A 13,133-nucleotide genomic window follows, 5' to 3' on the forward strand; every position below is an offset into this window, starting at 1 on the left:
GGGAGCGCCCCCTGCGCCGGCCGGGCCCTCTCGTGGGCGGGGACCCGTGCCGTATCGGGCACCAAGCGGAACAGTCGATATCCCTTGTGATGGTCGGGAGTCCCGGAGAGTACCGGGACGGGGCGGGGGTACACCCAGGCGACCATGAACCGTGACACGGACAGGCGCCTGACCGGTGATCCTGCCCGTTCCCGAAGGGACACCGATGCGAAGACGACTCCCCCGCGCCCGCCTGCTGCTGACGCTCTCGGCACTCCTGGGGTTATCGCTCGGCGCCGCACCCGCGACACAGGCAGCACCGGCGGACGAAGGCACCGCCCTGCCCATCGCGTACCACTGCGATCTCGCGGTGGACGCCCTCCACGAGCGGGTGTTCATCTCCGACTACACCACGGGCAGTGTCCTGGTGGCCGACTACCAGGGCCGTCTCGTCCGCACGATCCGGAACCTGCCGGGAGTGTGCGACCTCGAGCTGTCCGCCGACTCCCGCACGCTGTACGCGCCGCTCGCCCTCGACGACGCCATCAGTGTCATCGACACCGGTACCGCCCGGCAGCGGGCCCGTCACTCCACCGGTGCCGGCACCGCACCGTTCCACGCGGCGCTGAGCGGCCGGACGCTGTTCTTCGGTTACGGAGAGCAGTGGGAGGCGAGCATCGGCTCGCTCACCGTCGGCGCCTCCGCCCCGAAGGTGCGTCTGGGGCTCATCCCGGAGGGTGACTTCAGCGGTGCGCCGCTCCTGGCGACCTCCCCCGCGGCACCGGGAACGCTCGTCGCCGGGGACCAGAACACCTCTCCGGGCAGCCTCTCCGTGTACGACGTCTCCGGCACGAACCCGGTGCTCCGCACGGCGGTGCGCGACCCCGGCGGCAGTTCCAACTTCAGCGACCTGGCCATCACGCCGGACGGGAAGACGCTGCTGACCGCTTCGGGGGCGCCCTACCACCATTCCTCGTTCCGGCTGCCGGATCTGGCCGAGGACCGCACGTACCCGAGCACGTCGTACCCCAACGCCGTCGCGATCTCCTCGCGCGGCGACATCGCGGCGGGGGTGAACAGCATCGAGCCCGACCCGGACGTGTACCTGTACCGGGCGGGGGCCGACTCCCCGTACCGCACGGTGTCCCTCGCCCCTGCGACCGGGTTCGACGCCGGGTACCTGCGGCCCCGTGGCCTCGCATGGGCGCCGGACGGGACGCGGCTGTTCGCGATCAGCGGTCACAGCGACGAGGAGAACCTGCGTCTCGTGGTCGTCCCCGCGGCGGATCAGCCGGCGGCCTAGGGCGTCACGCCGGCCCTGCCGGTGGCGCCGCGACGCCGCCGGCAGGGCCGGTCCCTACGAGGGAGCGCTCCGCGGCCCGCGTCAGCCCACCGGCACGGGCCGCCCCGACGCCGCCTCGCCGTCCGGCAGCGGGTCCCGCGAGCGGCGCTTGGCGATCACCGCGCAGACCATCAGCTGCATCTGGTGGAACAGCATCAGCGGCAGCACCGCGAGGCCGGCGTGCGCGCCGAACAGGACGCTGGCCATGGGAAGTCCGGCGGCCAGGCTCTTCTTCGACCCGGCGAACTGGATGGCGATGCGGTCCTCCCGGCCGAAGCCGAGCCGCTTCGCCCCGTACCAGCTGAACGCGAGCATCAGGGCCAGCAGCACGGCCTCGACGCCGAGCAGGGCACCGAGCCGGAGCGGGGTGACCTGGTGCCAGATGCCGGCCACCATGCCCTCGCTGAAGGCGGTGTAGACCACGAGCAGGATCGAGCCGCGGTCGACGTAGCCCAGCACCTTGCGGTGCCGGCCGATGAAGCCTCCGACCCAGCGGCGCAGGAGCTGCCCGGCGAGGAAGGGCACCAGCAGCTGGAGGACGATCTTCATCAGGGAGTCCGCGGAGAACCCGCCCCCGCTGCCGCCGAGCAGCGCGGCCGCCAGCAGCGGGGTCAGCACGATGCCGGCGATGCTGGAGAAGGAGCCCGCGCAGATCGCGGCCGGGACGTTGCCGCGGGCGATCGAGGTGAACGCGATCGACGACTGGATGGTCGAGGGCACCAGGCAGAGGAAGAGGAAGCCGTCCTGGAGCTGCGGCGTCAGCACGAGGGGAACGAGCCCGTGGCTGGCGAGGCCGAGCAGTGGGAACACCAGGAAGGTGCAGGCCAGGACGGTCAGGTGGAGGCGCCAGTGCTTCAGGCCATCGAGCGCCTCCGCTGTCGAGAGACGCGCTCCGTAGAGGAAGAAGAGCAGGGCGACCGCTCCGGTGGACGCGCCGCCCGCCACCTCGGCACCGGTCCCGGACACCGGCAGCAGCGCCGCGAGTACCACCGTGCCGATCAGCGCCAGGATGTAGGGGTCGACCGGCAGCCAGGACGGCAGCGCGGGGAAACGGCGGCTGGTGCGGCGGCTCATGTGCTCCGTGCTCTCTCGGTGGAATCGTGCCCTCCCCATCGTGCTCCTGATCACCGCGATCGGGAATCAGGTACACCGAACTGACTGTCATCACGGTTCGCGATAGCCTCGGCCCATGTACGACCCCGTTCAGCTCCGTACGTTCCTGGCCGTGGCCCAGACCCTGAGCTTCACCCAGGCGGCCCGCCGGCTCGGCATCCGGCAGTCCACGGTCAGCCAGCACGTCCGCAGGCTGGAGGCCGAGGCCGGCCGTCAGCTCTTCGACCGGGACACGCACCGGGTCGACCTCACCGAGGACGGCGAGGCCATGCTGGGCTTCGCCCGGACGATCCTCCAGGCCAACGAGCGGGCGGCGGCCTTCTTCACGGGCACCCGGCTGCGCGGGCGGCTGCGCTTCGGGGCGTCCGAGGACTTCGTCCTGACCCGTCTCCCGGAGATCCTGGAGTCCTTCCGGCGGGAGCATCCCGAGGTCGAGCTGGAGCTGACGGTGGAGCTGTCCGGCGCGCTGCACCGGCAGCTCGCGGCGGGCCGGCTCGACCTGGTGCTGGCCAAGCGCCGCACCGGGGACACCCACGGGGAGCTGGTCTGGCAGGACACGCTCGCCTGGATCGGGGCCCCGCAGCTGCGGATCGACCCCGAGCGGCCCCTCCCGCTGATCGCCTTCCCGCCGCCCGGCATCACCCGGGCGCGGGCCCTGGAGGTGCTGGAGGAGCACGGCAGGTCCTGGCGCTTCGCGTGTACGAGCGCGAGCCTGAGCGCTCTCGTGGCGGCGGCCCGGGCGGGCCTGGGCGTCATGGCGCACACCCGTGGCCTCATCCCGCCGGGGCTCGTCCCGGTGCCGTCCAGGGCGGGTCTGCCGGAGCTCGGGGACGTGGATTTCGTGCTGCTGCACGGGCGCCGCAGGGACAGTGCCCAGGAGGCGGCGGGGGCTCTGGCGGCGGCGATCCTGGCGGGCGGCGACCGTCTCCACCGCGGTCCGGTCGTGCCCGCGCACCCGGAACCGGCGTAAGTGCCGCGTACAGATTCGGTGGAGATTCCCGCCCGAGCCACTTACCCCATGGTCAGAAGTCTGCCCGAGCCTTGCCCATCTGGCCCGATTTCTACGGTTGGACTGGCCAGATGCCACGTTTTCCGGAGACTTCGGACCCTCCCGCGGCCTCGCCCGGTGAGGTAGCGTCGCGGCGCCGTGCGGAGCGCCACAAGGAGCAGGTCATTGCGCGAGTTCACTGTCCCACCCATGGCCGCTGCCCCTCAAGTCGGCGGTCTTGCCGATACCGTCTTCGACTTTGCGGAGGAGGACCCCCACCGGACGGCCCTCGGCCGCAAGGACGCGGAGGGCCGGTGGCACGACGTGTCGGCGGCCGCCTTCCGTGACGAGGTGCTCGCTCTCGCCAAGGGGCTGATCGCACACGGCGTGCGGTTCGGCGACCGGGTCGCCCTCATGTCGCGCACGCGCTACGAGTGGACCCTCTTCGACTTCGCCCTCTGGACCGTGGGCGCCCAGTCCGTGCCGATCTATCCGACCTCGTCGGCCGAGCAGGTCCTGTGGATGCTGCACGACGCCGAGGTCGCGGCCGTCATGGTCGAGCACGAGGACCACGCGATGACGATCGGCTCGGTCATCGACCGGCTGCCGAACCTGCACCGGCTCTGGCAGCTGGACGCCGACGTGGTGACCGAGCTCGTCGAGGCCGGGGCGCTCGTCGACGACGAGGTCGTCCACCGGCACCGCCGCGCGGTGACGCCCGACTCGGTGGCGACCGTGATCTACACCTCCGGCACGACGGGGCGCCCCAAGGGCTGTGTGATCACCCACGCCAACTTCATGTTCGAGGCCGACACGATGGTCGGCCGCTGGCATCCGGTGTTCCTCTCCAAGCCGGGCGAGGAGGCGGCGACGCTGCTCTTCCTGCCGCTCGCCCACGTCTTCGGCCGCATGGTGGAGATCGCGGCGCTGCGCGGCCGGGTGAAGCTGGGGCACCAGCCCGAGCTGTCCGCGAAGGCGCTGATGCCGGACCTCGTGTCCTTCAGACCCACGTTCATCCTCGCGGTGCCGTACATCTTCGAGAAGGTCTTCAACGGCGCACGGCGCAAGGCGGAGTCGGAGGGCCGCGCCGGGGCCTTCGACAAGGCCGTCGACGTCGCGGTGAAGTACGCGGAGGCGATGGAGGAGCGGTCCTTCGGCACCGGCCCCGGGCCCTCCGCGGGACTCCGGATGCAGCACCAGTTCTTCGACAAGGTCGTCTACCGCAAGGTCCGCGAAGCGATGGGCGGCCGGGTCCGGCACGCCATGTCGGGCGGCTCCGGCATGGACCGCCGGCTCGGGCTGTTCTTCGCGGGGGCCGGCGTCACGGTCTACGAGGGCTACGGGCTGACCGAGACCACCGCCGCGGCCACGGCGAATCCGCCCGAGCGCACCCGCTACGGCACCGTCGGCCAGCCGATCCCCGGCTCCACGGTGCACATCGCCCGCGACGGCGAGGTGTGGGTGCACGGCGCGAACGTCTTCTCCGGCTACCTGGGCGACCCGAAGGCCACCGACTCCGTGCTGCACGACGGCTGGCTGGCCACCGGCGACCTGGGCGCGCTCGACGAGGACGGCTATCTGACCATCACCGGGCGCAAGAAGGAGATCCTGGTGACGTCCGGCGGCAAGAGCGTGTCACCGGCCGGTCTGGAGGAGCGGGTGCGCGCGCATCCGCTGGTGGCGCAGTGCATCGTCGTCGGGAACGACCGGCCGTACATCGCGGCGTTGGTCACGGTGGACCACGAGTCGGTGGAGCACTGGCTCGCCATGCAGGGCCGTACGCCGATGCGCCCCGCCGAGCTGGTGCGCGACCCCGACCTGGAGATGGAGGTGCGCCGGGCGGTCGTGGCCGCGAACACGGCGGTCTCCCAGGCGGAGTCCATCCGCACCTTCCGTATCCTGGCGCACCAGTTCAGCGAGGAGCACGGTCTGCTCACCCCGTCGCTCAAGCTGAAGCGGAAGGCGATCGAGACGGCGTACTCGGCCGAGGTCGACGCCCTCTACCGCTGACCCGGTACCGCTCCTGACGGGCGCTCGGGGGCGGGCCTTTCCCCCGGTTCTCCTGTTCACCGGATCAAGGCGGCCGGGAATGCTTACGCTGTGCCGATCGTTCCCTCTGGGAGTACCCACCCACAACGTAAGGATCGACTGCTCGTGAGCCAGGTCCCCACCATCACCCTCAACAACGGCCTCGAGATGCCGCAGCTCGGCTTCGGTGTCTGGCAGGTGCCGGACGACGAGGCCACGGCGGCCGTGACCACGGCCCTGGAGGCCGGGTACCGGAGCATCGACACCGCCGCGATCTACGGGAACGAGACGGGCACAGGAAAGGCCCTCGCCACCACGGACGTGCCCCGCGAGGAGCTGTTCGTCACCACCAAGCTGTGGAATTCCGAGCAGGGTCACGACTCGACGCTGCGCGCGTTCGACGCGTCGCTGGACAAGCTGGGCCTCGAGTACGTCGACCTCTACCTCATCCACTGGCCGGTGCCGGCCAAGGACGCCTACGTCGACACGTACAAGGCCTTCGAGCGGATCCTCGCCGACGGCCGCGCGAAGAGCATCGGCGTGTCCAACTTCCTCCCGGAGCACCTGGAGCGCCTGCTGGGCGAGACGTCCGTCGTCCCCGCGGTCAACCAGATCGAGCTGCACCCCCAGCTCCAGCAGGCCGAGGCCCGCGCCTTCCACGCCGAGCACGGCATCGCCACCGAGGCGTGGTCGCCGCTGGGCTCGGGCAAGGGTCTCCTGGAGGTCCCCACCGTGGTCGCCGTCGCGCGCAAGCACGGCCGGAGCCCCGCGCAGGTGGTGCTCCGCTGGCACCTGCAGACCGGCCACGTGGTGATCCCCAAGTCCGTGACGCCGTCGCGGATCGCGGAGAACATCGACGTCTTCGGCTTCGAGCTGGACGCCGACGACCTGGCCGCGTTCGCCGCGCTGGACGAGGGCAAGCGCATCGGATCCGACCCGGCCGAGGTCAACTCCTGACACCGCACGGCTCCCCCGGCGCCCCCACTCCGTACGCGAGGTGGGGGCGCCGGTGCGTGTCCACGCCGTTCACCGGTCCCGGGGCGGGCTCCCGCGACGCCGGGTCTCCCTGATGTGGAGGTCGACGAAGCCGGCGAGCCGCACGGCCTCCCGGGGGTCGTCCGCCCGGTAGCTGACGCGACGGAGCAGGCCCACGTCGTCCAGCGTGATCCCTTCGCGGGCGAGCACGAACAGGAGGGTGAGGAAGGCCGATCTGGCGTTGCCGTCGTCGAAGGGGTGGAAGAAGCAGACGTCGAGGCAGGCGCGGGCGGCACGGACCGCCGGGGAGAGGGATGCCCCGTCGGCGTCCGGCGCGCTCCCGGCGAGGCAGGCGTCGAGGCGGGCACGGGTGTCGGGCCCGATGCCGTAACGCTCCCTGCCGTCCTTCGCGAAGGCGGGCAGGGAGCGGAACGGTGGCGGCTGCGGTGTGTCCAGGACATGCTGCTGCCAGCCGCGCAACAGCTCGAAGTCGAGTGGGGCACCGCGGGCGGCGTCCGCCCGCATCAGCTCCAGGGCGGTGAGCAGGCCGTCCGCCCGGGCGGGGTCGAGGGCCCCGTCGAAGGCGCGTATGTCCTGCACCGCGCCGTCGCGCGACGGCGTCGGCGGTCCGTCCGCGGCGCTGTCCGGCGCCTCGCCCCAGGGCACCGTCCCGCGCAGGGCGAGCCAGCCGCGCAGGTGATCGGGCACCGGCCCGGCGGGAGGCGCGCCGTCCTCGGGCCGCAGCGACTGCGCGAGTTGCTCCGCGATGTCGTCGACCAGCACCGGGTCGGGACCCGTCCAGCTCCGGAACCGTCCGCCGACCGCCTGGTCGACCAGATCCCGTGCGAGCCGGGGCTCCACCCCCCAGCGGCTGAGGAACCAGGTGAGCACCTGATGGCAGTGCCCGTACCAGCCGCTGCCGCAGCCGGTGCGGTCGACCACGTGGAGGATCAGGCTGCGGGCGGCACGTTCCCACAGGATCCGCTGGTCCCCGACGGCGGCCATGTCCAGGGGGTAGGCGTCGAACCGCCGGGCGAGGCTCTCCGTCCACTCGCGCCACTCGCACAGCGCGTCCGCGACACGGGCGACCGTCTCCTCAGGGGTGGTGACCGAATGGGCCGGACAGCACCAGTGCCCGACGGGCCCGCCGTCGAAGTCCCCTTCGTCGTGCGCCCAGCGCCAGCCCACCGCCCAGACGCCGTAGCGCCGGACGAAGGCGTACGTCACGGCGTCGGCCCAGGGTTCGGCCTCGCCCCGGCACCAGGCCCTCATCTCGGGGCTGGAGGCGGGGACGCCGGGCCGGACCGGCACCCGCCGGGCGAGCCCCAGCGCGTGGACCTCCCGCACCGCCGACGCGGGGTCGAAGGGATGGCGGGCGGGGTCCACCTCGGCCCAGCTCAACAAGCTGGGCGACGCGTTCAGAATCACCGCGCAAGGCTGCCATGTGCGGGTGACACCTGGTCAAGCGGATTTCGCCGCTGCCGGACCGTGCCGGGCGGCGGTGCGCGGGGACCGGCACCGACCGGTCCCCGCACGGCGGGTCAGCCGCGGGTCAGCCGCAGAGTGACCAGCTCGAACGGGCGGAGCGACAGGCCTACGCCCTCCTCGGTGAGCTCGGGCGCGGTCACGCCGTCCAGCGGCCGCTCCAGCAGGTCGGTCACCGCGACGCCGGTGGCCCCGAAGGCGGTGCCGAGGCGGACCCGGGCCCGGCCGCCGGTGGACTCGTAGAGCCGTACGACGACGTCTCCGCTCGCGTCGTCGGCCAGCTTGACGGCGCTGACGACGACGGCGTCGTTGTCGACGGTGACCAGCGGTGCGACCTCGTGCTCGCCGGTGACGCGGCGCTCGGGCAGGTTGATGCGGTAGCCCTCACGGACCGCGTCGCCGATCGCCGCGCCCGGTGCGAGGGCGTGCCGGAAGCGGTGGACGCCCTGGTCGGTCTCCGGGTCGGGGAAGCGCGGCGCGCGCAACAGCGACACGCGCACCGTGGTGGTGGTCCCCGCGTCGGAGGAGCGCACGGTGCGGGTCACGTCGTGCCCGTACGTCGAGTCGTTGACGAGCGCGACGCCCCAGCCCGGCTCCTCGACGTGGACGAACCGGTGGTTGCACGCCTCGAACTTGGCGGCCTCCCAGCTGGTGTTGGTGTGGGTGGCCCGGTAGAAGTGCCCGAACTGGGTCTCGGAGGCGTAGCGCTCGGCGTGCACGTCCAGCGGGAACGCGGCCTTGAGGAACTTCTCCGTCTCGTGCCAGTCGACCTCGGTGTCGATGTCGAGGCGTTTGGCGCCGGAGGTCAGGGTCAGCAGCTGGGTCACCCTGGATTGTCCGAAGCTCCGTACGATCCGGACGCCGACCGTGTCCCCGTCCTCGACCGGGGTGAGCTCGTCGAGGGCGGTGAGGTCGGTGACGGTGTTCCGGTAGAACGCGTCGACGTCCCAGGCGTCCCACATGTTCGGGAAGTCGGGGTGGATCTGGAGGAGGTTGGCCGCCTGCCCCGGTGCGACGGTCTCGCGCTCGGCGCCGATGTCGTACGCCGAGACGACCAGGCCCCGGGCGTCGATCTCCACCTGGAGGAGTCCGTTGTCCAGGACGTAGCCGCCTCCGTCGCGCGGGGCGAGCTGCCCCTCGCTGCCCCGGCGCGCGGCACCGGCCGCGCCCGCGCCGACTCCGGCACGGGTGTGCGGGGCGGAGTTGAAGAGGAGCTCGCGCCCGGCGGCGGGGTCGCCGGCCAGGGCGCGCTGCGCGGCGTCCACGATGCCGTTCAGTTCCCCGGCGACGGCCGCGTACGTCTTCTCGGCCTCGCGGTGCACCCAGGCGATCGACGAACCGGGCAGGATGTCGTGGAACTGGTGGAGCAGGACCGTCTTCCAGATCCGGTCCAACTGCTCGTAGGGGTAGGGGTGTCCGCAGCGCACGGCGGCGGTCGCGGCCCACAGTTCGGCTTCCCGCAGCAGGTGTTCGCTGCGCCGGTTGCCCTGCTTGGTCTTCGCCTGGCTGGTGAGGGTGGCGCGGTGGAGTTCGAGGTACAGCTCGCCGACCCACACCGGTGCGTCCGGGTATTCTGCCTCGGCCTTGGCGAAGAAGTCGGCGGGCTTCTCCCACTCGACGGTGGCCGAGCCCTCCAGATCGCGCATCCGGGCGGCCTTGGCGATCATCTCGCGGGTCGTCCCGCCGCCTCCGTCGCCCCAGCCGGTCGGGGCGAGCGAGTGACGGGCGACGCCCTTGTCCTTGAAGTTGTCCGCCGCGTGGGCGATCTCGCTGCCCTTCATGGAGCAGTTGTACGTGTCGACCGGCGGGAAGTGGGTGAAGATCCGTGTGCCGTCGATTCCTTCCCAACGGAAGGTGTGGTGGGGGAACTTGTTGGTCTGGCTCCACGAGATCTTCTGCGTGAGCAGCCACTTGGAGCCCGCCGCCTTGATGATCTGCGGCAGTCCGGCGGCGAAGCCGAACGTGTCGGGGAGCCACGCCTCGTCGTTCTCGATGCCGAACTCGTCGATGAAGAACCGCTTGCCGTGCACGAACTGACGGGCCATCGCCTCGGAGCCGGGCATGTTGGTGTCGGACTCGACCCACATCCCCCCGGACGGGACGAACCTGCCGTCCGCGACCGCCTTCTTGACCTTGGCGTACACCTCAGGTCGGTGTTCCTTGATCCAGGCGAACTGCTGGGCCTGGGACATCGCGAACACGAAGTCCGGCTCGTCCTCCAGCAGCGCGGTCATGTTGGACGTCGTACGGGCGACCTTGCGGACCGTCTCGCGCAGCGGCCACAGCCAGGCGGAGTCGATGTGGGCGTGCCCCACCGCGCTGATGCGGTGGGCGGACGGCTGCGCGGGGGTGGCGAGCACCCCGGCCAGCTCGGCGCGGGCCGCCCGGGCGGTGCCGTTGACGTCCTGGAGGTCGACGGCGTCCAGGGCGCGGCCGATCGCGCGCAGGATGTCCCAGCGGCGGGCCCCCTCGACGGGCAGCTCCGCCATCAGCTCCCCCAGCACCTCCAGGTCCTGGACGAGGTTCCACACGTCCTCGTCGAAGACGGCGAGGTCCATGCGGGCGAGGGTGTACTGGAGCTCGCTCCCGGCCGTCTCCTTGTCGCCGAGCCGGGTCGGCAGGAAGGGGTGGTAGTCCAGGATGACGGGGTTGGAGGCGGCCTCGATGTGCAGCAGGACCTCTTCGCCGCCCTCGACGGGAGCTCCCACGCGCACCCACTGGTTACGCGGGTTGAGGCCCTTCACCGGGGTGCCGTCGGGCCGGTAGACCAGGCCTTCGCACTGGAAGCCGGGCATGTTCTCGTCGAAGCCCAGGTCGAGGAGCGCCTCGACGGTCCGGCCCGCCCAGTGCGCGGGGACGGTCCCGGAGACGCGGAACCAGCAGGTGCTCCACGGGGCTCCCCACCGGTCGCCGACCGCGATCGGTTCGACGGGACCGGCCAGTCCCTCGGCCACCGGGACGGGCTCGCCGGGAGCGTCCCAGACGGCGACGTCCAGGGGTACGGACTCCGGGTGTACGGCGGGCCGGATGCGCTCGTCCAGGACGCGCTTCAGACGGGCTTCCACCAGAGTGCGGTCGTCGTGCATGAGGGTGAACTCCGTTGTGATGGGGTGCGGGTGGGGGCGTGTTACCAGCGGTGGGCGGTGACGGCGGGTCCGGACGGGGTGTAGAGCTCGTCCACGGCCCTGACCTGGAAGCGCGCGGACCTCTCGCCCGCCTCCCTGCGGATGGCGGACACGAGGAAGGCGGTCTGGCAGGTGCCTCCGAGGAAGCGCGGGGTGCCGTCGGGGAGGATCCGGTGCACCTCGTAGTGGCGTACGGGGCCGGGTGCGTGGTGCCAGCGCAGACGCAGCTCCGTGCCGTCGGCGGCGGCGTCGGTGACGCGCAGCGCGGTCGGCGCGTGGGGCCTGCCGACGGTATCGCGTACGGCGAGCGCGCCGAGCCTCCAGCGCACCGCGCCCGCGCCGGTGAGCCGGATGCCCAGCGCGCGGGCGGTGCCGCGCAGCGAGCCCAGCCGCACGGTCGAGGTGGTCCAGCCGGCGCCCGGCCTCAGCTCTCCGGCCGGCACATAGGTGTAGGCGATCGGGTCGCCCGCCCGGTCGGGCTCGTGCAGGGCGACGGCCAGTTCCACGGTGACCGGGCCGGAGCCCGGGTCGGTGCGGTGGGTGAGTTCGACGGCCGTACGCCGGGAGAGGGGGAGCCGGGTCCCGAACAGTTCGACGGTGGCCGGGGCTTCGAGGTCGGCGTCGACCAGGAGACTGCTCCCTCCGCGCCAGGCGTCGGCGAAGTCGAAGGTGACGGACGGCGTGCTCCCCTCGGTGCGGACGACCCAGCGGCGCCCGGGGAGCCGGTCCTGGAGCCCCAGGTGGTTCCACGCGGTGTCCGACACCGGCCGCCCGCGCTCGTACCAGCGCAGCCCGTGACCGGTGTTGAAGGTGGTGGCGAACGGCAGCCGGTCGATCGTCGAGCGGTCGGCGAGCACGGTCGCCGGGGCGCGCCAGCCGTCCTCGGGGGCGGGCCTGGCGGGGTCGAGCGAGTCGCCGGTCCAGAACCGCCGGTCGGCGGCGTGGAACTGCCCGGGGGTGCGGTTCTCGGGCAGGTGGTTCAGCGTCCACTCGGGGCGGTAGAAGCCGTACGAGACGGTGTGCGGGCGGTCGGTGGGCACGATCGCGTCCCAGTCGACCTGCCGGTTCCAGCCGGTGGACTCGACGTCGACGCCGGCCCACAGGTCGTAGCGGCTGCGCCCGATGTCCTCGGCGCGTTCACCGGACGCCGCGAGGGTCCCGGGGGTCCACCGGAAGTCGACGAACATCGAGTCCGCCTGCTGGAACAGGGCGGTGTTCTCGTCGTTGAGGGCGCCCTGCCAGCCGACCTCGCCGTTCACCGTCATGGCGTCGTACCAGGTGACGCGGAGCCCGGCGGCCTCGCCACGGGCGCGCAGGTCGGTGACGAACGCCAGCATCTCGGCGCCGAGCGCGGCGTCCCCGCCCTCGGTCTCGGCGTTGAGGAACCAGCCGTCGAAGCCGTACAGGGTGGCGACCTCGACCAGTTTCGCGGCGAGGGGAAAGCGTCCGGCGGCGTCCCGCTGCACGAGGTCGCGGGTCCAGCGGAGGTCGCCGCCGTGGTGGACCGGGGGCAGGAAGACGGTGCCGAGCACGGGCACGCCGTTGCGGTGGGCGGCGTCGACGACCGGGGCGTTGGGCGCCAGGATCAGCCCCTCACCGGCCGAGCCGCCCCAGAAGACGAGTTCGTCGAGGTACGCCCACTGGTTCAGCGCGTAGTGGTCGGCGGTGGCCGAGCCCTGGGAGGGGTTGCCCGCGGTGTGCCCGAAGGCGACCAGGGAGGTGTTGCGTGCCTGGCCGGCGCGGGCGGTGGTGTTGACCGGTACGGGCGTGAAGCGGGCGGCGAGCGGGACGGTCGCGGTGTTGAACGCGAGGTCCCGGTCGTCCTCGGCCCGCCAGCTCTTCAGACCGCGCCAGGTGACGCCCTCGGCGGGCGTACCGGTGGGCAGCGAGTCGGGGAACCAGTACGAGGCGTAGGGCTGGAGCGCCCCGGGTGCCGCGGTGGCGGCAGCGGCCCGCCCCGGGAGGGCGGGGGCGAGGAGGGCTGCCGCGGCACCGGCGCCGGCGAGGACGACGGTGCGCCGGGTGGGGGCGGCGGGGCGCTGCTGGGGCTGGGTCATGGTCTGCTCCGTGGCGTGCGGGGTGCGATTCCGGTGCGGTG

Annotated in this window: 8 protein-coding genes; 4 read left to right on the forward strand and 4 right to left on the reverse strand. The window is 72.3% G+C overall.

The annotated features are described in order from the left end of the window. Positions 1-205 precede the first annotated feature (205 nt). Positions 206-1,282, forward strand: coding sequence for a hypothetical protein (locus ACZ607_RS05715; RefSeq protein ID WP_469732094.1), 1,077 nt, complete (start codon positions 206-208; stop codon positions 1,280-1,282). An 81-nt stretch (positions 1,283-1,363) separates the two neighbouring features. Here the strand turns inward: ACZ607_RS05715 and ACZ607_RS05720 are convergent, their stop codons facing one another. Next, a complete protein-coding gene (locus ACZ607_RS05720; RefSeq protein ID WP_469732096.1) occupies positions 1,364-2,395 on the reverse strand; it encodes a bile acid:sodium symporter family protein in 1,032 nt (343 codons plus the stop codon). A gap of 115 nt (positions 2,396-2,510) precedes the next feature. Between ACZ607_RS05720 and ACZ607_RS05725 the strand changes: the two genes are divergently transcribed. The 3 genes from ACZ607_RS05725 to ACZ607_RS05735 all read left to right on the forward strand — a co-directional run bounded on the left by ACZ607_RS05725 (position 2,511) and on the right by ACZ607_RS05735 (position 6,407). After that, a complete protein-coding gene (locus tag ACZ607_RS05725; RefSeq protein ID WP_469732098.1) occupies positions 2,511-3,404 on the forward strand; it encodes a LysR substrate-binding domain-containing protein in 894 nt (297 codons plus the stop codon). A gap of 228 nt (positions 3,405-3,632) precedes the next feature. Further along, positions 3,633-5,432, forward strand: a complete 1,800-nt coding sequence (locus ACZ607_RS05730; RefSeq protein ID WP_469732100.1) for an AMP-dependent synthetase/ligase — start codon at positions 3,633-3,635, stop codon at positions 5,430-5,432. Positions 5,433-5,576: 144 nt separating this feature from the next. Further along, entirely contained in the window at positions 5,577-6,407 is an 831-nt protein-coding gene (locus tag ACZ607_RS05735; protein WP_469732102.1) for an aldo/keto reductase, read from the forward strand. 69 nt (positions 6,408-6,476) lie between these two features. Here the strand turns inward: ACZ607_RS05735 and ACZ607_RS05740 are convergent, their stop codons facing one another. From ACZ607_RS05740 to ACZ607_RS05750, 3 genes are all read right to left on the reverse strand, one after another. Further along, positions 6,477-7,853, reverse strand: a complete 1,377-nt coding sequence (locus ACZ607_RS05740) for a Fic family protein (RefSeq protein ID WP_469732104.1) — start codon at positions 7,851-7,853, stop codon at positions 6,477-6,479. Positions 7,854-7,966: 113 nt separating this feature from the next. Further along, positions 7,967-10,996 carry an alpha-mannosidase gene (locus ACZ607_RS05745; protein WP_469732106.1) on the reverse strand — a complete coding sequence of 1,010 codons (3,030 nt, stop codon included), beginning with the start codon at positions 10,994-10,996 and terminating at the stop codon, positions 7,967-7,969. A 41-nt stretch (positions 10,997-11,037) separates the two neighbouring features. Further along, a complete protein-coding gene (locus ACZ607_RS05750) occupies positions 11,038-13,092 on the reverse strand; it encodes an endo-beta-N-acetylglucosaminidase (RefSeq protein WP_469732108.1) in 2,055 nt (684 codons plus the stop codon). Positions 13,093-13,133 lie beyond the last annotated feature (41 nt).

Source organism: Streptomyces sp. NPDC104381, from assembly GCF_055583745.1.

Excerpts from the sequence above, each read along its gene's own strand:
- ACZ607_RS05715 (WP_469732094.1), top strand. The coding sequence starts at position 206 with ATGCGAAGACGACTCCCCCGCGCCCGCCTGCTGCTGACGCTCTCGGCA.
- ACZ607_RS05720 (WP_469732096.1), bottom strand. The coding sequence starts at position 2,395 with ATGAGCCGCCGCACCAGCCGCCGTTTCCCCGCGCTGCCGTCCTGGCTG.
- ACZ607_RS05725 (WP_469732098.1), top strand. The coding sequence starts at position 2,511 with ATGTACGACCCCGTTCAGCTCCGTACGTTCCTGGCCGTGGCCCAGACC.
- ACZ607_RS05730 (WP_469732100.1), top strand. The coding sequence starts at position 3,633 with ATGGCCGCTGCCCCTCAAGTCGGCGGTCTTGCCGATACCGTCTTCGAC.
- ACZ607_RS05745 (WP_469732106.1), bottom strand. The coding sequence starts at position 10,996 with ATGCACGACGACCGCACTCTGGTGGAAGCCCGTCTGAAGCGCGTCCTG.
- ACZ607_RS05750 (WP_469732108.1), bottom strand. The coding sequence starts at position 13,092 with ATGACCCAGCCCCAGCAGCGCCCCGCCGCCCCCACCCGGCGCACCGTC.